The following is a 21578-nucleotide window of genomic DNA, read 5'->3' as shown; positions in this document are numbered from 1 at the left end:
GCAACATATCAAAATGTAAAGGGTATCATTTAAGTATGACAACCACTTTGTTTTACAAAAAACAGCAAATGAGTTAATTATAGCAATTGTCTGTGATGGAGAAAGGAGTACAGAATGTTAAGCAAAAACAGAACAAAATTATTTTATATGTTTACTTTTCCGTGGATCGCAGGATTTCTTCTGCTGACTGCAGGGCCAATGCTTTATTCACTTTATCTTTCTTTTACCGACTCTACGGGATTCGGTTCGCCTCAATGGATAGGGCTTGAAAATTATCGGAAAATGTTTGCAGAAGATCCGCTTTTTTGGAAATCGATGGGAAACACTTTATTCTACACGCTACTGAGTGTGCCATTGAGTTTGGTGACAGGCTACCTTCTGGCGGTCTTACTGAACGCAAAAGTGAGGTTTATCGGAATTTTCCGGACAATCTTTTATTTACCCTCGATTGTGCCTACCGTAGCAACATCGCTATTGTGGACACTGATCTTCCAACCTAATTTCGGTATTGCTAACGCTATCTTAGATTTCTTTGGATTACCGACATCCATGTGGTTGTTGAGCGAACAGATGGTCAAACCGACATTGATCATCATGAGTCTATGGGGTATCGGTGGAGGGATGGTCATTTACTTGGCCAGCCTGCAGGAAGTGCCTGTTTCACTTTATGAAGCTGCTGAGCTGGATGGTGCAAGCACTTGGCATAAATTCTGGAATATTACAGTTCCGATTACATCGCCTGTTATCTTTTTCCAATTGATCATGGGATTGATCGGATCCCTTCAAGTCTTCACGCAAGCATATGTTGCCAGCAGCGGGACTGGCGGACCGAATTATCAATCGATGTTCTACGTGTTCTATTTGTATCAACAGGGCTTCCGATTCTTCAATCAAGGGTACGGATCGGCGTTGGCATGGGTATTGTTCCTAATTGTGCTCGTACTGACGGTATTTATTTTCAAATTTGTTGGTAAACAAGTGTATTACGAATCGGGAGACTAGTTTATAAAGAAAGGAGTTAAGGACATGGAAATACCGCAAGAAGCTTTAAGTGTAAAAAAGAAATTGAAAAGTAGAAAACAAACCAATATGATGAACCGATTCATGATATATACGGCACTGATCCTGCTGTCGGTGCTCTTTATCTTTCCGTTCTTATGGATGATTTTTACCGCATTCAAGCCGGAAAATGAAGCGATGGCATTTCCGCCTAGTTTGATGCCAAGAGTATGGGACTGGGACAATTATAAGGAAGTATTCGAAATAGTCCCATTTGCGACTTTCTATAAAAATTCGCTACTGGTCGCTGGATTGGGGACCTTCGGGACGGTTGTGTCAAGCTCGCTTGTTGCTTACGGTTTTGCGCGCATCAAAGCGAAAGGAAGAGGCGTTTGGTTCGCTCTGCTTTTGTCGACGTTGATGTTGCCTCCGCAAGTAACGATGATTCCTGTTTACGTAATCTGGTCTAAATTAGGATTTGTGGATACATTGGTGCCGCTTATTTTGCCCGCATTCTTGGGTAATTCCTACTATATTTTCTTATTGCGACAGTTTTTCCGTACTATCCCCAAAGAGGTTGAGGAGTCAGCTTATCTTGATGGAGCGAACACATTCCAAATTTATTGGAGGCTTATTTTGCCGATGTCGCGCGCGTCAATCATCACCGTTACGCTGTTGAGTTTCATGGGATTTTGGAATGACTTCATGACGCCGTTGATCTATCTGCATAGCATGGAAAAATACACATTGGCGATCGGTGTCATGCAATTCCAGGGAGCATTGACCGTGTATTGGGGGCCGATGATGGCTGCAAGTACATTGATGTTGCTGCCGTTGATTCTCATCTTCTTCACGGGTCAGAAATATTTTGTACAAGGTATTGCTACACAAGGAAACAAAGGATAACTAACTGGAGGGATATACTGATGAAATTCGGAAAAAAAGCGTTATATTCGTTAGCTGTGATTGGTGCAACTTTACTGGCTGCATGTGGTAATGGATCTGCGGGGGACTCTTCGGCTCAAAATGCCAACGGAGAAGATACCGTCACTTTGAAGATTATGACTTGGAACAACAACCCGGAAGGAACGAAGAAAGAGCAAGAAATCCTTGATGCTTTTACAAAAGAACATCCGAATGTCAAAATTGAACAAGTATCTGCCACATATGCCGAATACAACGAGCGCGTCCTTACAATGGCTGCGGGCGGTAATCTCCCTGACTTGCTGTGGGTGCAGCCAGCCGGATTTGGTGGATTTGTGGAAAATGAATTAGTAATGGATTTGACTGAACATGTTCAAGATCTGGATCTGGAAGAATTCCAACCGGGTGTTTTGGAGCTTGGACAAGTCGATGGGAAGCAATACGCGATGACGCGTGACCGTTCAACTGTACAGATTGGTTACAACAAAGATATGTTCGATGAAGCCGGAATTGCTTATCCGGAAGATGATTGGACGATGGAAGAATTTTTGGACATCGCGAAAAAATTGACGGTAAAGGATGGCGAACGGACTGTCCAATTCGGTATCGAGAGTTTCTATTTGAAAGAGTTGTTGACAGCATACGGAACAAGCATGCTGGATCCTGTAACGGCCGCAGTGAAATTGGATGATCCGCAAACTATTGAAGCGATCGCATTCAGCCAATCCTTGGTCAACGAATTTAATGTTCAACCTACCGGCGCGCAGCAAGAAGGACTTTCGAATCTCTTCTTGTCAGGCGTAGCTGCGATGCGCATGACTGGACCTTGGGATTGGATTGAATATGAAAAAAATGCGGATTTCGAGTTTGATGTGGTTCCATTGCCTGTCGGTAGCGACAAAGGAACACAATCTTCTGCAGCTTATCTGCCAATCAGCATCAATGCAGATACAGAATATCCTGAAGAAGCATGGGAACTGCTCGAATTCTTGACTTACGGTGGCGGACAAGATATCCAAGCGGAAATCGCTTCGGCTGTACCTGTCGTAAATAGAGCTGCTGATGATGTCTTGTCCCTTGCAGGTGCTCCTGAGAATGCTCAATCACTAGTGAATCAATTGAATGATGGCAGCATTGTATTGAACACGCCATACCATCCTGCTGTTTCGGAAGTGGAGTCCAAAATTACGGCTTTGATCGAAACACTTAATTTGAACAATACACCTGTGGAACAACCATTGAAGAAACTTGCTGAGGATTTGCGCAAAGAATTTAAATTAGATTAAGCTCGGATTCATCCGGCAGCTATTTGAGACTGAGGGCGCCTGGGTGCTTTCAGTCTTTTATCATAAACCATACAAATGAGGGATCAGCATGCAAAACAGCGTGGATAAACTGGATATTTTCGTGAATGGGCTATACCTTCTGACTGACTTTATATATGAGTTAATCAAAAATAGTTTTTTCTTTTGGTTATACCTGATGAAAGGCTTTGGAATCTTTACGCTTTACGCATCCATCGAAGCCTTGCTTGCGGTCAGTTCCGATGTATTGGACAAAAAGCGAAAAAATACCTTCAACAATTTTAAAACTAATTACACCAACAGCGACAAAAGAAGGTTCCTTTCCGTTTTCATCTTTTTCCTTGTCCTTTATTTATTCATTATTCCCTTTCTTCCTGCTCCAAGCGTAGTTGGGGAAACACTGTGGAGCGCAATCAAATACCTGGCTATTTTCAGTGAAGCGTTTGTGTGCCTGATGTTGGTTACCCGCACTGTTTTTGAACGGGAATTTCTGGATATGAAATGGACTGTTCCTTTGCAGATCTATATGTTGGTGCGCGTGGCGGGCTGGTCTCTAGTATTGTTGTTCGTCCTGGTGGCAACTTTGTGGTTCAGCCTGCGCAATGGCATTTTTCTTATTGGGTTTGCGCCGGGGGTAGTAGGTATATCGAGCGTTTGGGTTGTTGCAAAAATAAAGAAACGTTTTGATAAAATGCTGCTAAAAAAGTAAGCGTAAGGTAAGGCAGTTTGAATATGCAAATGGGGGTACAATGTGAAAAAAACGGTCCATATCAATGAAACCAACCAAGAATTCCATCTGACGAACGGGAAAATCAGCTATATTTTCCGCGTGATGGAAAAGACGCATACGCTGGAACAACTGTATGCCGGGAAGGCGATCCGCCACCGCGATTCTTTCGATCATCTGATCGAAAGGGAGATCCGTCCTTCCAACAACCAAGTGACAGGCGACCACACGACGTCGCTTGAGCACGTGAAACAGGAGCTGCCGGTGTTCGGGACGACCGATTTCCGCTATCCGGCTCTGGAAATCCGCTATCCGGACGGGGATCGGATCAGCCAATTTGAATACTTAGACTATCAAGTCATTGAAGGGAAAAAGAAATTGCCGGGGATGCCGGCGACCTTTGCGGAAGCAGAAGAGGCGACTACCCTAGAAATCCGCCTGCATGACCGCTATTCTGCCTTGGTGCTGAAACTATCGTATACGATTTTCCACCAATTCAGCGCTTTGACGCGTCATGTCGAAATCAGCAACAGCGGCAACGAGACGTATCAGTTGGAGCGTCTGATGAGCTTCAGCCTGGACTTGCCGACGGACGACTTTGATTTCATCCACCTGCACGGTGCCTGGGCACGCGAAGCGCAATTGGAGCGGCATCCGCTTTTGACCGGGGTGCAGCATATTTCCAGCACGCGCGGCGCCAGCAGCCATGTACACAACCCCTTCTTTGCCCTGGCGAAAAAAACAGCGACCGAGCGGCAAGGGGAAGTTTTCGGCTTCAGCTTTGTCTACAGCGGCAATTTTTTGGCACAGGTGGAAGTCGATCCGTACCATGTCACACGGGCGATGCTGGGGATCAATCCTCATCAATTTGGCTGGGCGTTATCGCCGGGTGCGGTGTTCACGGCTCCCGAAGCCGTCATGGTTTACAGTGATGCCGGCCTGAACGGAATGAGCCAGACTTTTCATTCGCTTTACCGCAACCATCTGATCAGTCCGAAATGGTCAGGCAGGAAGCGGCCTATCCTGATCAACAATTGGGAAGCCACTTACTTCCAGTTTGACGAAGCCAAAATTTTGGAGTTGGCAACGGACGCGCAGGCCTTGGGCATCGATCTGTTCGTCCTGGACGACGGCTGGTTCGGCAAACGCGATGATGACGCAAGTTCCTTGGGGGACTGGTCGGTCGATCGCGCCAAACTTCCGACCGGCATCGCGGGATTGGCGGACAAAATCCACGCGTTGGGTCTCCAATTCGGCCTGTGGTTCGAACCCGAGATGGTATCGGTCGGAACGCCGATCCATGATGCCCATCCCGACTGGGAAATCGGCCATCCTCACAAAAATATTTCTCACGGACGCAATCAGTATGTGCTCGATTTTTCGCGGCCCGAAGTTGTGGACAACATCTTCGCCCAGATGGATGCCATCCTCAAAAGCTGTAAGATCGATTATGTCAAATGGGACATGAATCGCTACATTTCCGAAGCGTTTTCGCAGGCTTTGTCCTCGGAGCGCCAAGGAGAAATTTTGCACCGTTACATTTTAGGCGTTTATGCGCTCTACGAAAAGATACTGGCTGGTTATCCGGAGTTGCTGATTGAATCCTGTGCCGGCGGCGGCGGTCGTTTTGATGCCGGCTTGCTGTATTATGCGCCGCAGACTTGGGCCAGCGATGACACCGATGCAGTGGAGCGTCTGAAAATCCAGTACGGCACTTCGTTGGTTTATCCGTTGTCCGCTATCGGCAGCCATGTTTCCGAAGTGCCGAACCACCAAGTCGCTCGCATCACATCATTGAAGATGCGTGGGGATGTCGCGGCATTCGGGACGTTTGGCTACGAACTCGACAGTACGAAGCTGTCGGAGGACGAGAAGGCAATCATCCGCGAGCAGATTACGCAAGTGAAAGGTTGGCAGGCGCTGATCCATCAAGGCGATTTTTATCGCTTGCTGAGCCCATTCGAAGGCAATACGACGGCCTGGATGGTCGTTGCGGCTGACAAGTCGGAAGCTTTGGTCGGGGTCTATCACGTTTTGGCAAAACCGAATCCTGCTTATGAGCGGATTTTGCTGGCCGGACTCGACGCTGCTGCTCTTTACCGGATCGACGGAAATGAAGCAGTCCGCTACGGCGACGATCTGATGCAAGCGGGACTGTTGCTGGGCGGCAACTACATCGGCCGTGCCCAGGATTACTGGAGCCGCAAGATGCCCGGCGATTTCTCAAGTCAACTTTATCATTTACAAAAAATAGACAACAGTTAGGATGAAAAATATGAAAATCGATTTTCCGAAGGATTTTTGGTGGGGTGCAGCGACTTCCGGTCCCCAGAGCGAAGGGCGTTTCAATAAACGGCACGCCAATGTATTCGATTATTGGTACGAAATCGAGCCGGCTGCTTTTTATGATCAGGTCGGTCCGGATACTGCCTCCAATTTCTACAACAGCTTCAAAGAAGATATCGCGATGATGAAGGAGATCGGCCTGAATTCATTCCGGACCTCAATCCAATGGACGCGCCTGATTGATGATCTGGAGGAAGGAACGGTCAACGAGGATGCGGTGCGTTTCTACAATGCCGTGATCGATGAGTGCTTGGCGCAGGAAATGCGTCCGGTGATGAACTTGTTCCATTTCGACATGCCGATCGAATTGCAGCACAAATACGGCGGCTGGGAATCGAAACATGTCGTGGACCTGTATGCGAAGTTTGCCGCGCAATGTTTCCGTCTGTTCGGTGACCGAGTGACGGATTGGTTCACGTTCAATGAACCGTTAGTGGTTGTTGATGGAGCCTATTTGTACCAGTTCCACTATCCGAACATCGTGGATGGCAAAAAAGCAGTTCAGGTCGCTTTCAATATCGCATTGGCCTCGGCTAAAGCAATAGCGGCTTTCCGGGATACGAACCCGAATCCTGCCGGCCGTATCGGTATCATCCTGAACTTGACACCTTCCTACCCCGCAACAGAAAAGCAGGATGATCTTGTTGCAGCACGTTTCGCCGATCTCTGGATGAACGAGATGTTCCTTGATGCTGCAGTCAAAGGAAAATTCCCGCAAGAGCTGACTGATACACTCATGCAGGATGGCGTCCTCTGGCAAGCGACTGAGGGTGAGCTGGAATTGATTGCGAAAAACACGATTGATGTGCTGGGGGTTAATTTCTACCATCCGAACCGGGTGCAACGGCCGGATGTCTCTTCTGACAGTCTGGCTGTTGATTGGCTACCGACTAAATATTTCGATGGTTTTGCAATGCCGGGCCGTCGAATGAACGTGGACAAAGGCTGGGAAATTTACCCACAGGCGATGTATGATATTGCCTTGAATATCCGCGACAATTATGGAAATATTCCGTGGTTTGTTTCCGAAAACGGCATGGGTGTTTCCAATGAGGAACGTTACTTGAACGAAGAAGGTGTCATCGAGGATGATTACCGGATCCAATTCATTCAGGAACATCTATATTGGATATCAAAAGGCATAGCAGAAGGCTCGAACTGCTTTGGTTATCACCTTTGGACACCAATAGATTGTTGGTCTTGGGGGAATGCCTACCGCAATCGCTATGGTTTTATCTCAAATAATATCCATACCCAAGTGAAGACAATCAAAAAGTCAGGACACTGGTTCAAAGGGCTGGCGGAAACCAGTATATTGGAAATGCCGGATTGGCTTGCCACCAAATGGGACACTATTGGGTTGGAATTAGAAACAGCGCAAACCATGATTTGAGGCGGGAAGGATTGTCAGAACAGCGTATTTTCGTTATACTAAAAATATAGACTTTTTGTGCGGAAGGTTACTGATTTCAGTGTTTCTCACGGAAGCTACATGGGTTGACGAGAGGGGCAAAAATAGTATGCAAAAATATGTCATCATTTCAAATGATATCCGGAACAGGATTCTGAATGGGGAGTATGTCGCGAATCAGCAGATTCCTTTCGAAAAAGATCTTTGCGTTCTCTATGACGCAAGCAAAATGACTGTTAAAAAAGCGCTGGATATGCTGGTTGCTGAAGGTTTGATAATCAAAAGACGCGGGTCCGGAACGTTTGTGAAGGATCTGAGTCCAGAAGCAATCGAGCGTATCGCCTTGGCGAATCAATTCCGCGGTACGACTGCGCTATATGCGGACAAAAAAGTCTATAGTAAAGTCCTTAATTTTTCAGTGGAACGGGTGCCTGAATTGGCGGCCAACAAATTGAACATCGCGGGGGACAGCTTTGTCTACAATATCTGTCGAGTCCGGTTTGTGGACGATAAGCCGACCGTTATGGAGAAGATCTATATGCCTATCGAACTGATTCCGAACATTAAAGAGAAAAATATCAAAGGTTCCATTTACGGATATATCAAAGATGATCTCCATCTGAACATCCAGAGCGCCCACCGCACCATCATTGTGCGAAAGGCCACAGATTTTGAGGCAGAAGAGCTCGGACTAGAAAAAGGCGATCCGGTTGCAGTGGCCGAACAAGTAGGATACTTGGATACAGGTGCTGCGTTTGAATTCTCTACCTCGGTTCACCGCTACGATAATTTCTCTGCTGAATTCGTCTTGACCAGGAATTGAACGGAAAGTAAAACAATATAATGGAGAGTGCAATTATGAGTACGGTTGTATTTGATATCGGTGGATCTGCCGTTAAGTACGGATTTTGGCGGGAGGATATTTTGGAAGGGAAAGGTTCCTTTCCTACGCCCGACACTTGGGAAGCCATGAAGTTGGAAATGCGCCGCATATTTGATCAGTTCTCTGAAAGTGCTGTTGTTACCGGTGTGGCGATCAGCTCACCTGGCGCTGTCGACAGCGTTGCCGGAATTATTGGAGGCATCAGTGCGGTCCCATATATCCATCATTTCCCGATCAAAACTGAATGGGAGGCGTTGTTCGGTGTGCCAGTTTCAGTAGAGAATGACGCCAACTGTGCCGCTTTAGCCGAAGTCTGGCAGGGTGTTGCGAAAAACGTGCAGCATGCGTTATTCTTTGTGATCGGTTCGGGCATCGGCGGCTCTGTGATTTTGGACCGGAAGCTGTTTAAAGGCAAGCATCTCTTCGGAGGAGAATTTGGTTTTATGCTGTTGGATTCCGGGCAAACTTTGAGCGATCTCGGCAGCCCTGTAAAAGTCGCTGCCCGTTATGGTCAAGCGATGGGGTTGAAGGAGGAAGCCGATGGGAAATTCCTGTTTGAGCGAGCCGAGCAAGGGGAGCCGCTTGCAGTGCAATATGTGGACGCTATGGTAGATGCTTTGGCCCGCGGAATCTATAATCTCGCTGTCAGTTTTGATCCTGAAATGGTCATCATCGGCGGTGGTATCTCAGTCCGTGACGATCTGATTGCCCGCATCCGGGAACGGGTGAACTATCACTTGACGGCACATGGTGCTGAGGCCGTCGCACCGGATATCCAAGTCTGCGCTTTCCATAATGACGCAAATCTGATCGGCGCCGTTGCGCATTTCGGGGAGACGATAGGATTTTAGAATCTGTAACGATTCGGATGCGCGGTGGTTTGAACTCCGGCGAAAGCGCAGTTTACCGGAGGAACGTACGTTGATAGCATTTTTAGCACAGAAGGTCCGCCTCATCTTTTGAGGCGGACCTTCTGTGCTTACTGTTACGATTTCATGCCTTCGATAAAATCGATTGCGGATTGGAGGATGCTTTTGTCGTTTTCATACGTTATGGCCTGCAGCGCTTGGTTGAACGGCATCCAGGCAAAGTCGGTGACCTCGGCATCCTGTTTTTCGATCGTTTCGGTGTGGGCGAAGGCGATGAAATAGACGACTTCTTTGATCACGCCGGGAGCCGGGGAGTAGCTGACGGATTTCCGGAAGGCGGTGCTGAGGTCGGCGCTCAAGCCAGTTTCTTCCTTGATTTCCCGCAACGCCGTTTCGACTTCCGTTTCGTCGTTTTCGACATGGCCTTTCGGGAATGCCCAATGGCCACCGTTTTCATGTTTGATCAACAACACTTTTCGGTTCGTATTATCTGTGGAGAGCACGATGGCCCCGCATGATTTTTCTGATTTCATAGTTGATGCTCCATTCTTTTCTTTTATTTTACTTTTCCAAAAACGCAGGGCGTCTGTCATAGCTTTCCGGCAATTGGGATAGGGCGAAGACACCGACACCACCGATACCGAGATGAACGCCGAGAACCGCGCTTACCCTAAGAACGACAAAGGAAGCTTCCGGCAAGGCTGCGCTCAGCATTTTTTCGAGCGTTTGTGCGATTTCCGGATCGCCCACATGGCTTATGACAACGAGTTGATCTTGATAGGGACCGATATGGTCGACCGTTTTTTTGATGATACGTTTGTAGACACGGTTATGTCCGCGCAGAAGTTGGTCCATCACGATTTTACCTGCCTCGACGGTCAACAATGGCTTGATGTTCAGATTGTCTCCGATGAAGCTGGTTGCTTTATTGATGCGTCCGCCTTTCTGGAGCCAGTCCAGGTTGGCGATTGTGAAGGAATAGGAAGTATGCGCGATGATTTCTTGGATGGTTTGGGCAACTTCAGCATGGGGATGGCCTTTATCCAACAAGTTCAGGGCTTGGATGGCAGCCAGACTAGCCCCGCCGCAACCACCTTGTGAGTCGATCAAGGTTAGTTTCATCTCCGGGTACTCTTCCCGTTACATCTCAAATACTTGGTGGGCTACCGCATGTGTTCCAGACATTGCGCTTGAGAAAGACAAATAAATCAAATCTTCATTGGCTTTGCGGTTGCGGTCCAATATGTCCAATAGGCTAGCGATGTCAATCTGCGAAGTCTGCGGCATCTCACCTTTGCGCATCACTTCGTAGACGCGTTCCAAATCGATTTCGATGCCGTCCTTGTAGCTTTCGCCATCGATGATGATGTTCAACGGCAGATACTCCAGTTTGGGATGCTTACGCATCGCTTCATTTAGGTCACATGTTGAATCTATTATTAATTTCGTCAAAATTTCACTCCTTATTTTTTAGCAATGGCTCCGCATGATTTCTCTGATTGCATAGTTCATGCTCCGTTCATTTGTTCCATTGATTTTGTAATTTCGTATGGATATAGTATAACAAAAAATGGTCCAACCCACAGACAAATCAGATAAGGCTTTTTCTGCCATCATTCGTAATTTCAGTACGAAATTAAAAAATACGTCAAAAATGTTCGTTTTTCGATTGAAATAACCAGGTAAATGTGAAGATTCTCATAATGTAAGCCCTTATAATTCGTTATTTACACTTTACAATTGTATGTGATATCGATATAATTTTATTTGTCGTTGAATATGCGAATTATATTATGTTTTGCAATCATTAATGTTCGTTATCAGGAGGAGAAACATGGAAGAGAAAGTACATACAGGTCTGACTTACGGTGTGGAAGACAAACCGGATTTAGGCACGACAGTCGTTTTAGGATTTCAGAACGTCATCACCGCTTTTGGTGGTTTAGTGGCGGTACCGCTCATCATTGCCGGAATCGCAGGTTTCGGGGTAGAAGATACTGCCTATATGGTCAGCGCGGCGCTTTTGGCTTCAGGTATCGTTTCAATCATTCAATCAAAAGGTTTCGGGCCGAAATGGTTCCGAGTCGGAGCAGGCTTGCCGACGATCATGGGAACGGACTTCGCTTTTGTGGCACCGGCTGCATCCGTCATCGGCGCGGGCGGCATCACTGCCTATTTCGGTGGTACGATGTTGGGTGCTCTGCTTGAAGTAGGTTTAAGTTATTTCGTAAAACCGTTATTGAAATTTTTCCCGCCGGTTGTTACCGGATCGGTAATCTCTTTGATGGGGATGACGCTGATGTCCGTAGCGATGGGCTGGGCAGGCGGCGGTTTTGGATCCGAGGATTTCGGTAGTCCGATAAACATCGGTATCGCAGTGCTTGTGTTCCTGATTATCGCTTTGATCAATCATTATGGACCAAGCAGAATTGCGCCCGCCGCAGTTTTGATCGGTGCAGCAATCGGATATGTTGTCTGCATTCCGTTGGGTATGGTCGACTTCGGCCAAGTCGTTGCTGCTGACTGGTTTGCATTCCCGCAATTCTTCAAGTTCGGCGTACCTGATTTCAAGCTTGAATACGCGATTCCTTTCGTATCCGGCTATCTTGTAACAGTCATTGAAACAGTTGGAGTAATGCAGACATTGGGTGCTGTTACGGAAACGAAACTGACGGATGAAAGAATCGCTGCCGGTGTCCGTGCGGATGGGTTCGGCTCGTTCATCGCACCTTTCGTGGGTTCCGGTCCTGCCGCAACCTTCAGCCAAAATGCCGGATTGATTCCGTTGACCCGCAATGCTTCCCGTAAAGTAGCCATCATGGGTGGTATCATCATGATCGTCATGAGCTTATTCCCTAAATTTGCTACGTTGATCTCCATCATGCCACAACCTGTATTGGGTGGTGCCGGCATCTTGATGTTCGGTACGGTTGCTGCTGCCGGTGTGCAATCACTGTCACGCGTTGAATTCAACAACCGCAATATGATCATTGTTGCTTCTGCATTGGGTGTCGGTCTGGGTGTTTCCTTTGTGCCGGATACCGTAGCGCAATTGCCAGGTATCTTGAGCGGATTGTTCTCATCCGGTATCTCCGCAGGAACAATCGTTGCGTTGGTATTGAACATCATTTTGAAAGAAAAAGCTTAAGAATACGCTGCTTGAGCAGCTTGAATGAAAAGAAACACGCAAGCATCCACTTGGCTGCTTACGTGTTTCTTTTTGAACAAATGAAAGCATATTGAAAAAACGATATGCTCTCATTTGGTGAAATTTTCGGAAAAATTATTTTGCGCGCTTTACTTCAATTCGATAGCCATCAGGATCGGTCACAAAGAAATAGGTCGGTGTGCCGCCTGAAAGGCCTTTTAACTCACCTGTCTCGTAAGCAGAAGCTTTACAAATTTCATGCATTTTTTCTAAATCACTGACAGTCACACCTAAATGACTGAAGCCATTTCCGACATTATAGGGCTCGGCATCATAATTATAGGTGAGTTCAATTTGCACAGAAGAACCGGGAGAATTCAGATAAATTAAATCAAACTTATTTTCAGGGAATTTTCTGTGGCTGGCAACTTCAAAATCAAATAGATCAGTATAGAAGTCTAAAGTAGCGTCAATATCTCTGACACGCAGGCAAATCTCAACGAGTTTTTGGTTCATATATATCATCCTCCAATAGTTACTTATTTTCATTCTAACATGGATAGGTTAGATAGGCATTTTATTCGCCTGAGGCCGAGCTTACTTAAGGAGTTGAGGGACCCGTATCATAGCTACTGATTTAAAAACCGCAGCGATAAACGATACGGAGCTTGTCGGATAACCCGAAAGAATCCGACAACCGGATCACAAATGATGGGGCAGTTGTCGGATAACCCGAAAGAATCCGACAACCGGATCACAAATGATGGGGCAGTTGTCGGATAACCCGAAAGAATCCGACAACCGGGTCACAAATGATGGGGCAGTTGTCGGATAACCCGAAAGAATCCGACAACCGGATCACAAATGATGGGGCAGTTGTCGGATAACCCGCAAGAATCCGACAACCAGATCACAAACGACGAGGCAGTTGTCGGATAACCCGAAAGAATCCGACAACCCGCTCGCAAAAGATGGGAAGTTGTCGGATAACCCGAAAGAATCCGACAACCGGATCACAAATGATGGGGCAGTTGTCGGATAATCCGAAAGAATCCGACAACCGGAGTAACCGAGCACAAATAAACCCGGATAATCATCAAATCCGGGTTTTCATACAGCTTTGCCTATGTCCGTTTATGGACGCATACGCCCTGGACCCAGACCTCGCGGATGTTCTCCGGACGGCTCAAATAGAGAATCTTGTGCAACAGATCTTCCTTCGAGATCCCGTCATCGAACAGCGGTAGTTTGGCGGTCGGTGTGTTGACGTCGATTACTTGGACGTCCCACACATAGTTTTCTTGCAAGCGCCCAATCGGAAGGCTCAAGCTCTGCCCTCCGCCGGCAGTCGCATAGTAGAAGGCTTCATTGGCGGAAATGCGCGAATGCGGAAGGCCGCGTTCCGCAGCCGGAAGTGAAGGATCAACGCCTTCCTCCAGCATGCGCGAAGATATGACGGCTTGTCTGATGTTATCGAACAGGCTTGGCGAGAAGCCACCGGAAATGTCCGTTCCCAGCCCGATATCGATTCCCAGTGCAGTGAAACGTGCAGCCGGCAGGACACCGTTCGAGAAAAAGACATTCGAAATCGGACAATGCGCAATCGCGGTTCCGGTTTCGGCGAACAAATCAGCATCCTCGTCCGAAAGGAAGACGGCATGCGCCATGACCGATTTGTCGCTCAACAAACCTTTTTCGTGCAGAGCGGATGTGTCGCTGTTGTGCATCCGTTCATGGACATAGTTGTGCTCCCAATCACTTTCGCTACAGTGGGATTGGATGTATGTATCGTATTTTTTCGCCAACTCGCCAAGACCCTTCAACGCCGCGTCGGTGCAACTTGGAATGAAGCGGGGCGTCACGACCGGATAAACGCCTTGTTTCGTCGTTTTGCTCAATTTCTGGACCAGCTGGATGAAACTTTCCGTATCCGCCAAGGCAGCTTCCGTGCTTTCGTCCCGGTAATATGCCGGATTTTGTTCCCTATCGTCCATAACAACTTTCCCGACCAGTCCGCGTTGGCCTTTTTCGGCGCAAATCTGCGCCAACAGGTAGCTGGCTTCCTTATGGATGGTCGCAAAATAAAGACCGGTTGTCGTTCCGTTAGCCAGCAGCGTCACGACAAGATTTTCGTATACCTTGCGCGCGAAAGCCAGATCGGAGAATTTCGATTCCAGCGGAAAAGTATACGTATCCAGCCAATCATGCAAAGGGATGTCCATCGCAGTGCCGGCCTGTGCCCATTGCGGTGCATGGATATGCAGATCGATGAACCCCGGCAGGAAATACTGTCCTTCAGCAAGCGCAAGGAAGGAGTCCGTTCCGCTGTAGGACTCCAAGACCTTTGCGTAATCAGGATCCTGCGGCTTCAGGATGCGCCGGATCAAGCCTTCTTCATCGAGGCAAAACAGACAATCTTCCCAGACACTCACTTCCTGCGGCGACCTGCTGGTGAAGGCCGTCCCCCGAAACACTTTAGCATACGCATGATCCATATCAATTCCCCCTTAACCTGTTTCCTTGCTTCCATTATAACACTCCGGACGAAAGCGCAGATTATCAAAGCAAGCATATCTAAGCGAAGTGTATTGCTGTATACTAAAAGAAAGAAAAACATCGGAAGGAATGAAGCAAGTGCCCGCTAAAATCATGGAACCCGCAATACCAAAAGATTTGCCTGAAAAAAATTTCGGAGACTGTTTCGATCCGGATGAACCGTACATAGAACATGCTCTCTTCAAAAACACCACCATCGACATTGGCGACAGACGGGGAGTGGAGTTTGCCGAAGTCAGATTCCAGAACGTGACTTTCAGCGAAGCGGCAGTGACGCAAATGTACTTGCGGGATGTCACTTTCGAAAGTTGTGATTTCGCCAATGTGCAGCTGGATGAAGTAACCATGAAGCGGGTCCGTTTCATTAATTGCCGGCTCATCGGCACTTCGATGACCGAAGGCGTATTTGAGGATGTTCGCTTCAGTGAGTGCAACCTGCAGATGGCCGCGCTGGGCTTCAGCAAGCAGAAGAATGTCCGTTACGAAAACTGCCGTCTGGATGAAGCTGATTTTTACACATGCAAACTGAAAAAAGTCGATTTTTTGGAGTGCGAGCTGTCCGGAATCAATTTCACGGGCACGCCTTTGAAGGCAATCGACATCAGCAGTTGCCGATTCGAGCGCATCAGCATCACGCTAGAGGATCTGAAGGGTGCGATCGTCAGCGAGGAACAGGCGCTGGCCTTTGTTGTGATGCTTGGGCTTGTCATCAAGAAGTAAAAAATGTAAAAGATAGATAAGGAGGAAGATATGGAGAAGAAAGTGTTGGCAAGTGAACTTGCTTTGGCAATGGGCGTGCTGTGCAATGCCATTGCCGTATCGTTGATGATCAAGAGTGAATTGGGGGTGTCGACTATTACTTCCGTGCCGGTGGTGTTGAACGAACTGTTTGCGCGTGTCACAATCGGCAGCTGGAATTTTCTCTTCCAAGTAGTGCTTGTGTTGATTATGGCTCTATTTACGCGAAAGTTTTTGGGATATGTTTTTTCGATTCTGCTGGCGTTGCTGTTCGGCTATCTGCTGGATTTCTTTGAATTGCTTTTTTCGGGCATCGCCACAAACATACCGCTGCGGATCGTTTTCTTTTTCACTGGTTTTTTCATGTTATCGCTCGGGATCAGTCTCATGCTGAATTGCCGTTTGCCGGCGCTTCCGTTCGATCTTTTCGTCCGTGAAATAGCCGAACATTTCGGACTGAGCGTGAAGCAGATGAAAACAGGTTTCGATGTCACCTGTGTTGTGTTGAGTCTTGTCGTCTCCGTGTTGTTCCTGGAAGGCATCGCCGGAGTCGGCATCGGCACCGTGTTTGCCATGCTCTTCACCGGTACGGTGACCCAGCATTTTGTGAACCGATTGAATGAACGCTTCGTTTTCCAAAAAATGATGACAATCAAAGAACGTGCGTAAAGCAGAGGCTGCCTTCTAATGAGGTAGCCTCTTTTGTCATCGAAAGTCAGAATGTCGAAAGGAAATATGAATAAAGCTAAACAATCCATCTTTACACCGCAGAATGATGCTCCACAACACACTGTTCATAAAGCTAATGACATCCGTTTTCAAAAATCCTCCCTTGCATCAACGGATAAAAATGAAAATAATTTTTTTTCTGGAAAGGGCTTGCATCTTTTTATTGGAAGTGCTAACATGTTGTTCATAGGATTGTTACTGGTTGTGCAGGCAAAACCTAAATTGATACGAGATGATGTGCACATCATTTGGTGTTAGTTTAGGTTTTTTTTAATGGAAGGGGGAATCGGGAGAATCAATGAAAATCGGAAAAGTCTACAACAACAACGTGGTCTTGGCAGAGGCCGAAGATGCATCCGAAATCATTGTGATGGGCAAAGGGATCGGGTTTCAGAAAAGAACAGGCGATGCGATCGATAAGTCGTTGATCGAGAAAACATTCGTCATCCAGGAAAATGATTCGGCAGATCAATTAAAGGCCATTTATCAAGATTTACCGCAAGAAGAATCAGATGCCATTTTTAAGATTATCCAAGAAGCCGAAACGCGGCTGAATCATAGCTTTCAGGCAAATGTCTACCTGACGCTTGCCGACCATATCCATTATGCCATCCAGCGGACAAAGGAAGGGATCAGCTTGACCAATCCTTTGGCCTTCGAAGTGAAGAAGTTCTATCGACGGGAGTACGAGCTCGGTAAAATCGGGCTGGAACTCATCGCGGAACATACCGGAGTCCTGATGGCCCCGGATGAAGCGACTTCCATCGCGCTGCATTTCGTGAATGCACAAAAAGAAGGGCAAATGATCGAAGAGACGATGAAAGTGACCCGGATCGTTCAGGATATCCTGAACATTGTCCGCTTACATTTTGGTGTCGCCTTCGATGAAGAATCGATATCCTATAACCGTTTCTACACCCATCTGCAGTATTTTGCACAACGGGTCGTCATGGGAGAAGTTTTCCAGACGGCTCCGGACACCTTCTTGTTGGAACAGGTGAAAGCAAACTATCCGAATGCATACACTTGTGCGAACAAAATTGCAACCTATGTCGGAAGTGCCCATCATTTTCAGGTCGGCACCGACGAAATTGTTTACCTCACGATCCATATCCATCGGGTCGTGCAACCAAAGTGAATACCTATGATGCTCTCAAGAGGATTGTTACTGGTAAAGCAGGCAAAACCTAAGTAGACAGCAGGGAATAAATTCCCGTGCTATCTATTTAGGTTTTTTTTATAAAAAATTATGGAAAAAGAGGGATATAACATGAAGTATGAAGAATTAGCAAAAGACATTTTGGCTCATGTGGGCGGCAAAGAAAACGTCCGCAGCCTGGCGCATTGCATCACGCGTCTACGTTTCAAATTGGTTGACGAAAGCAAAGCGGACACGGAGTACCTGAAAAAACGCGAAGGTATCGTAACGGTCATCAAAAGCGGCGGCCAATACCAAGTCGTCATCGGTAACCACGTACCGGATGTCTACGCAGCTGTAAACGCGGTCGGCGGATTGAACGGTGGCGGTGAAGTCGCTGCTGAAGACGAGGGACCGAAAGGCAGCTTGTTCAACCAGTTCATTGATATGATTTCGAAGATCTTCCAACCAATCCTGGGACCGTTGGCAGCGACAGGGATGCTGAAAGGTGTGGCAGCGCTTTTGGTGGCCGCGGGTATGTCGACTACTGATGGGGCCTATGTCCTGATTCAAGCAGCAGGTGACGGCTTCTTCAACTTCCTGCCGATTTTCTTGGCTTATACTGCCAGCAAACACTTCAAAATGAACAGTTTTACGGCGATGGCAGTCGCAGCTGCAATGGTCTATCCGGGCATGGTCAATCCTGCAGGAATTGATCCATTGTACACATTGTTCGCCGGCAGCATTTTTGAATCGCCGATTTATATGACCTTCTTGGGTTTACCGGTCATCATGATGAGCTACGCTTCATCGGTTGTGCCGATCCTGTTGGCTGTTTTCCTTGGTTCCAAAGTTGAAAATGTCTTGAAGAAAGTCATTCCGGATGTTGTGAAATTGTTCATGGTGCCTTTCACAACTTTGTTGATCGTTGTTCCATTGACTATCTTGTTTGTCGGACCGCTTTCCACATGGGCTGCAACATTGCTTGGAGCTGGTGTATCATGGGTTTACAATTTGAGCCCGATTGTCGCAGGTGCTGTATTGGGTGGCGGTTGGCAAGTATTCGTCATGTTCGGTTTGCATTGGGGCTTGGTTCCGATCGCAATCAACAACTTGGCGACGCAAGGCTATGATCAGTTACTGGCTACGGTATTAGGGGTTTCGTTCGCACAGACAGGTGCAGTATTGGCTATTATGTTGAAAACAAAAGAAGCAAAAGTGAAACAGTTAGCCATCCCGGCTTTCATTTCCGGTTTGTTCGGGGTAACTGAGCCTGCTATCTACGGGATCACTTTACCGATGAAACGTCCGTTCCAATTGAGCTGTGTAGCCGGTGCCATCTCCGGTATAGTGGCAGGTATCTTCAAACTGACAAGCTACCGTATGGGCGGCTTGGGAGTCTTCTCATTCCCTAGCTACTTGGATGCTGATGGAGCAATGAGTTTCAACTTCTGGGCTTCACTCATCGTCTGCGGTGTAGGGCTTGCTGCAGGATTCCTGCTTGTCTTCTTCTCAAAAATCCCAGTTCTTTACGGAGAAACTGAAACTGTAGCAACTGAAACAAATGAAGCAACAACTTTGAACACAAACGCTGTAGTTATTGAAGCAATGAAAAAAGACTTGAGCGCAGCTGCTGAAAAAGATTTGGTCGCTAGCCCAATGATCGGCGAAATGGTTGTCCTGTCAGATGTACCGGATGAAGCTTTCGCAACGGGTGCACTTGGTAAAGGAATCGCAATCCGTCCGACTGTCGGTGAGATTTATGCTCCCGCAAATGCAACTGTAACGCTTTTGTTCCCGACACAACATGCGATCGGTTTGACGACTGAAAATGGAACGGAAATCCTGATCCACGTTGGAATGGACACAGTTCAACTGAATGGAGAAGGCTTCACGAGCCATGTGCAACAAGGTGATAAAGTTGTCGCCGGCCAATTGCTATTGGAATTCGACATCGATTTCATCCAAAAAGCAGGCTACGAAATCATCACACCAATCATCGTCACAAACAGCAATGATTATCTAGATGTCATCACGACGAAAGAAGCGACCTTGACTGAGGGAGATTACCTGATGACGGTCATCGCGTAAACGTAATCTATCCGTGAAATCGGAATCGATCACAAACAATTGTAGTGAATGAGCCCAAGTATTCGGGAAATCAATCTTAACCGCAAGAAATATTCTCGGATAAAAACCAGATATCCGGGGAAAAAAACTAGATCGCAAGCCAGCCTCCCGAATAATAACCAGATATTCGGGAATTTGGTTTGTGGTCTCAGGCGCCCGAACCCATTTGGGATAAGTTTTCATCATTCAGGGCTGTCCCACAATGAACCAGCCTGATTCATAAAAAAGTTACAGAAAAAGAATAGGAGCGATTACATGCAAACAGTATTTCCAAAAGGTTTTTTATGGGGTGGCGCAACAGCTGCCAACCAATACGAAGGTGCTTATAATGTTGATGGGAAAGGTTTATCCGTTCAGGATGTAACCCCTCAAGGCGGCTTCGGACCGATCACTGATGGTCCGACACCGGATAACATGAAATTGGAAGGGATCGACTTCTACCACCGTTATAAAGAAGATATCGCCTTGTTTGCGGAAATGGGCTTCAAAACCTACCGTACTTCTATTGCATGGACACGCATCTTCCCGAATGGCGACGAAGCGGAGCCGAACGAAGCTGGCTTGCAGTTCTATGATGACTTGTTCGACGAATTGGCAAAATACGGCATCGAGCCTCTGATTACTTTGTCCCACTACGAAACGCCGCTACACCTATCCCGTGAATATGACGGTTGGGTAAACCGCAAAATGATCGGCTTCTACGAAAACTACGTGCGCACGGTCTTCACGCGCTACAAAGACAAAGTCAAGTACTGGTTGACGTTCAATGAAATCAACTCGATCATCCATGCGCCATTCATGAGCGGCGGGATCGCGACGGCTCCTGAAAAATTGTCGAAGAAAGATCTGTATCAAGCAGTCCATCATGAATTGGTGGCCAGCGCTTTGGCGACAAAAATCGGCCACGAAATCAATCCGGCCTTCCAAATCGGCTGCATGGTCTTGGCGATGCCGACCTATCCGTTGACTGCGCATCCAGACGATGTCATCGCCGCGATGGAAGCGGAACGCCAAAACTATTTCTTCTCGGATGTACACGTTCGCGGCGCATACCCTGGTTACATGAAACGCTATTTCCGTGAAAACGGCATTGAGTTGGACATCACGCCGGAAGATGAAGAAATCCTGAAGAACACAGTCGATTTCATCTCCTTCAGCTACTATATGAGTTCCACACAAACAGCAGACGAGTCCAAGAAAGTAAAAGGGACAGGAAATATCCTCGGAGGGGTGATGAATCCATACCTTGAGGCTTCTGAATGGGGCTGGCAGATCGATCCGAAGGGCTTGCGCATCGTCTTGAATGACTTCTGGGATCGATATCAAAAACCATTGTTCATCGTAGAAAACGGCTTGGGAGCAGTCGATGAATTAGTGACCGGTGAAGACGGACAACCGACCGTCAACGACGACTACCGCATCAACTACCTGAACGATCACTTGGTGCAGGTTGCTGAAGCGATCGCGGATGGCGTGGACCTGATGGGCTACACAACATGGGGCTGCATCGACTTGGTCAGCGCTTCGACTGCCGAGTTGAAAAAACGCTATGGCTTTATCTATGTCGACCGCCACGATGACGGATCCGGCACATTGAACCGTTACAAGAAAAAATCATTCAACTGGTACAAAGAAGTCATCGCAACAAACGGCGCATCTTTGGTAAAGAAATAGGA

Annotated in this window: 18 protein-coding genes and 1 pseudogene; 15 read left to right on the top strand and 4 right to left on the bottom strand. The window is 47.2% G+C overall.

The window, feature by feature from the left end:
* Positions 1–282 precede the first annotated feature (282 nt).
* From ACTCCX_RS01360 to ACTCCX_RS01325, 8 genes are all read left to right on the top strand, one after another.
* Positions 283–1002 (top strand): carbohydrate ABC transporter permease, encoded by a 720-nt coding sequence (locus ACTCCX_RS01360; protein WP_463274368.1) that lies wholly within the window; start codon positions 283–285, stop codon positions 1000–1002.
* Between the two features lie 24 nt (positions 1003–1026).
* Complete coding sequence (locus ACTCCX_RS01355; protein WP_463274367.1) at positions 1027–1905, top strand: carbohydrate ABC transporter permease; 879 nt, start codon at positions 1027–1029, stop codon at positions 1903–1905.
* 20 nt (positions 1906–1925) lie between these two features.
* Complete coding sequence (locus tag ACTCCX_RS01350) at positions 1926–3209, top strand: ABC transporter substrate-binding protein (protein WP_463274366.1); 1284 nt, start codon at positions 1926–1928, stop codon at positions 3207–3209.
* An 88-nt stretch (positions 3210–3297) separates the two neighbouring features.
* On the top strand, positions 3298–3936 hold the full coding sequence (locus ACTCCX_RS01345; RefSeq protein ID WP_463274365.1) for a YesL family protein: 639 nt from the start codon (positions 3298–3300) through the stop codon (positions 3934–3936).
* A 42-nt stretch (positions 3937–3978) separates the two neighbouring features.
* Positions 3979–6219 (top strand): alpha-galactosidase, encoded by a 2241-nt coding sequence (locus tag ACTCCX_RS01340; RefSeq protein ID WP_463274364.1) that lies wholly within the window; start codon positions 3979–3981, stop codon positions 6217–6219.
* Positions 6220–6229: 10 nt separating this feature from the next.
* On the top strand, positions 6230–7693 hold the full coding sequence (locus ACTCCX_RS01335; RefSeq protein WP_463274363.1) for a glycoside hydrolase family 1 protein: 1464 nt from the start codon (positions 6230–6232) through the stop codon (positions 7691–7693).
* Between the two features lie 127 nt (positions 7694–7820).
* The gene (locus tag ACTCCX_RS01330) at positions 7821–8534 is read left to right on the top strand and encodes a GntR family transcriptional regulator (RefSeq protein ID WP_463274362.1); all 714 of its coding nucleotides are present in this window, start codon (positions 7821–7823) and stop codon (positions 8532–8534) included.
* A 35-nt stretch (positions 8535–8569) separates the two neighbouring features.
* Positions 8570–9445 carry an ROK family protein gene (locus ACTCCX_RS01325; protein ID WP_463274361.1) on the top strand — a complete coding sequence of 292 codons (876 nt, stop codon included), beginning with the start codon at positions 8570–8572 and terminating at the stop codon, positions 9443–9445.
* Between the two features lie 134 nt (positions 9446–9579).
* On the opposite strand, the gene ACTCCX_RS01320 is transcribed toward ACTCCX_RS01325, so the two are convergent.
* Complete coding sequence (locus ACTCCX_RS01320) at positions 9580–9996, bottom strand: bis(5'-nucleosyl)-tetraphosphatase (protein WP_463274360.1); 417 nt, start codon at positions 9994–9996, stop codon at positions 9580–9582.
* A 28-nt stretch (positions 9997–10024) separates the two neighbouring features.
* Positions 10025–10915, bottom strand: a pseudogene (locus ACTCCX_RS01315) (DegV family protein).
* 382 nt (positions 10916–11297) lie between these two features.
* Between ACTCCX_RS01315 and ACTCCX_RS01310 the strand changes: the two are divergent.
* Positions 11298–12611 carry a uracil-xanthine permease family protein gene (locus ACTCCX_RS01310; protein WP_463274359.1) on the top strand — a complete coding sequence of 438 codons (1314 nt, stop codon included), beginning with the start codon at positions 11298–11300 and terminating at the stop codon, positions 12609–12611.
* A gap of 135 nt (positions 12612–12746) precedes the next feature.
* On the opposite strand, the gene gloA is transcribed toward ACTCCX_RS01310, so the two are convergent.
* Both gloA and guaD read right to left on the bottom strand, forming a co-directional pair.
* The gene (gene gloA, locus ACTCCX_RS01305; protein WP_463274358.1) at positions 12747–13127 is read right to left on the bottom strand and encodes a lactoylglutathione lyase; all 381 of its coding nucleotides are present in this window, start codon (positions 13125–13127) and stop codon (positions 12747–12749) included.
* 608 nt (positions 13128–13735) lie between these two features.
* Positions 13736–15106 carry a guanine deaminase gene (guaD, locus tag ACTCCX_RS01300; RefSeq protein WP_463274357.1) on the bottom strand — a complete coding sequence of 457 codons (1371 nt, stop codon included), beginning with the start codon at positions 15104–15106 and terminating at the stop codon, positions 13736–13738.
* Positions 15107–15236: 130 nt separating this feature from the next.
* On the opposite strand from guaD, the gene ACTCCX_RS01295 reads away from it, so the two are divergent.
* The 6 genes from ACTCCX_RS01295 (at position 15237) to ACTCCX_RS01270 (ending at position 21576) form a co-directional block, all read left to right on the top strand.
* On the top strand, positions 15237–15887 hold the full coding sequence (locus tag ACTCCX_RS01295; RefSeq protein ID WP_463274356.1) for a pentapeptide repeat-containing protein: 651 nt from the start codon (positions 15237–15239) through the stop codon (positions 15885–15887).
* A 30-nt stretch (positions 15888–15917) separates the two neighbouring features.
* Positions 15918–16574: a DUF6198 family protein gene (locus ACTCCX_RS01290; protein WP_463274355.1), complete on the top strand. Its 657-nt coding sequence runs from the start codon at positions 15918–15920 to the stop codon at positions 16572–16574.
* A gap of 66 nt (positions 16575–16640) precedes the next feature.
* A complete protein-coding gene (locus ACTCCX_RS01285; protein WP_463274354.1) occupies positions 16641–16892 on the top strand; it encodes a hypothetical protein in 252 nt (83 codons plus the stop codon).
* Positions 16893–16932: 40 nt separating this feature from the next.
* Positions 16933–17772, top strand: coding sequence for a BglG family transcription antiterminator LicT (gene licT / locus ACTCCX_RS01280; protein ID WP_463274353.1), 840 nt, complete (start codon positions 16933–16935; stop codon positions 17770–17772).
* Positions 17773–17904: 132 nt separating this feature from the next.
* Positions 17905–19863, top strand: coding sequence for a beta-glucoside-specific PTS transporter subunit IIABC (locus tag ACTCCX_RS01275; RefSeq protein WP_463274352.1), 1959 nt, complete (start codon positions 17905–17907; stop codon positions 19861–19863).
* Between the two features lie 294 nt (positions 19864–20157).
* Positions 20158–21576 (top strand): glycoside hydrolase family 1 protein, encoded by a 1419-nt coding sequence (locus ACTCCX_RS01270; RefSeq protein WP_463274351.1) that lies wholly within the window; start codon positions 20158–20160, stop codon positions 21574–21576.
* The last annotated feature ends 2 nt before the right edge of the window (positions 21577–21578 follow it).

This window comes from Trichococcus sp. (assembly GCF_055118575.1).
The sequence above is the reverse complement of the archived record's forward strand: the minus strand, read 5'-3'. Positions and strand labels throughout refer to the sequence as shown.

Coding starts and splice junctions, on each gene's coding strand:
- ACTCCX_RS01360 (WP_463274368.1), top strand. CDS start 283: ATGTTTGCAGAAGATCCGCTTTTTTGGAAATCGATGGGAAACACTTTA.
- ACTCCX_RS01355 (WP_463274367.1), top strand. CDS start 1,027: ATGGAAATACCGCAAGAAGCTTTAAGTGTAAAAAAGAAATTGAAAAGT.
- ACTCCX_RS01350 (WP_463274366.1), top strand. CDS start 1,926: ATGAAATTCGGAAAAAAAGCGTTATATTCGTTAGCTGTGATTGGTGCA.
- ACTCCX_RS01345 (WP_463274365.1), top strand. CDS start 3,298: ATGCAAAACAGCGTGGATAAACTGGATATTTTCGTGAATGGGCTATAC.
- ACTCCX_RS01335 (WP_463274363.1), top strand. CDS start 6,230: ATGAAAATCGATTTTCCGAAGGATTTTTGGTGGGGTGCAGCGACTTCC.
- ACTCCX_RS01330 (WP_463274362.1), top strand. CDS start 7,821: ATGCAAAAATATGTCATCATTTCAAATGATATCCGGAACAGGATTCTG.
- ACTCCX_RS01325 (WP_463274361.1), top strand. CDS start 8,570: ATGAGTACGGTTGTATTTGATATCGGTGGATCTGCCGTTAAGTACGGA.
- ACTCCX_RS01320 (WP_463274360.1), bottom strand. CDS start 9,996: ATGAAATCAGAAAAATCATGCGGGGCCATCGTGCTCTCCACAGATAAT.
- ACTCCX_RS01310 (WP_463274359.1), top strand. CDS start 11,298: ATGGAAGAGAAAGTACATACAGGTCTGACTTACGGTGTGGAAGACAAA.
- gloA (WP_463274358.1), bottom strand. CDS start 13,127: ATGAACCAAAAACTCGTTGAGATTTGCCTGCGTGTCAGAGATATTGAC.
- guaD (WP_463274357.1), bottom strand. CDS start 15,106: ATGGATCATGCGTATGCTAAAGTGTTTCGGGGGACGGCCTTCACCAGC.
- ACTCCX_RS01295 (WP_463274356.1), top strand. CDS start 15,237: ATGAAGCAAGTGCCCGCTAAAATCATGGAACCCGCAATACCAAAAGAT.
- ACTCCX_RS01290 (WP_463274355.1), top strand. CDS start 15,918: ATGGAGAAGAAAGTGTTGGCAAGTGAACTTGCTTTGGCAATGGGCGTG.
- ACTCCX_RS01285 (WP_463274354.1), top strand. CDS start 16,641: ATGAATAAAGCTAAACAATCCATCTTTACACCGCAGAATGATGCTCCA.
- licT (WP_463274353.1), top strand. CDS start 16,933: ATGAAAATCGGAAAAGTCTACAACAACAACGTGGTCTTGGCAGAGGCC.
- ACTCCX_RS01275 (WP_463274352.1), top strand. CDS start 17,905: ATGAAGTATGAAGAATTAGCAAAAGACATTTTGGCTCATGTGGGCGGC.
- ACTCCX_RS01270 (WP_463274351.1), top strand. CDS start 20,158: ATGCAAACAGTATTTCCAAAAGGTTTTTTATGGGGTGGCGCAACAGCT.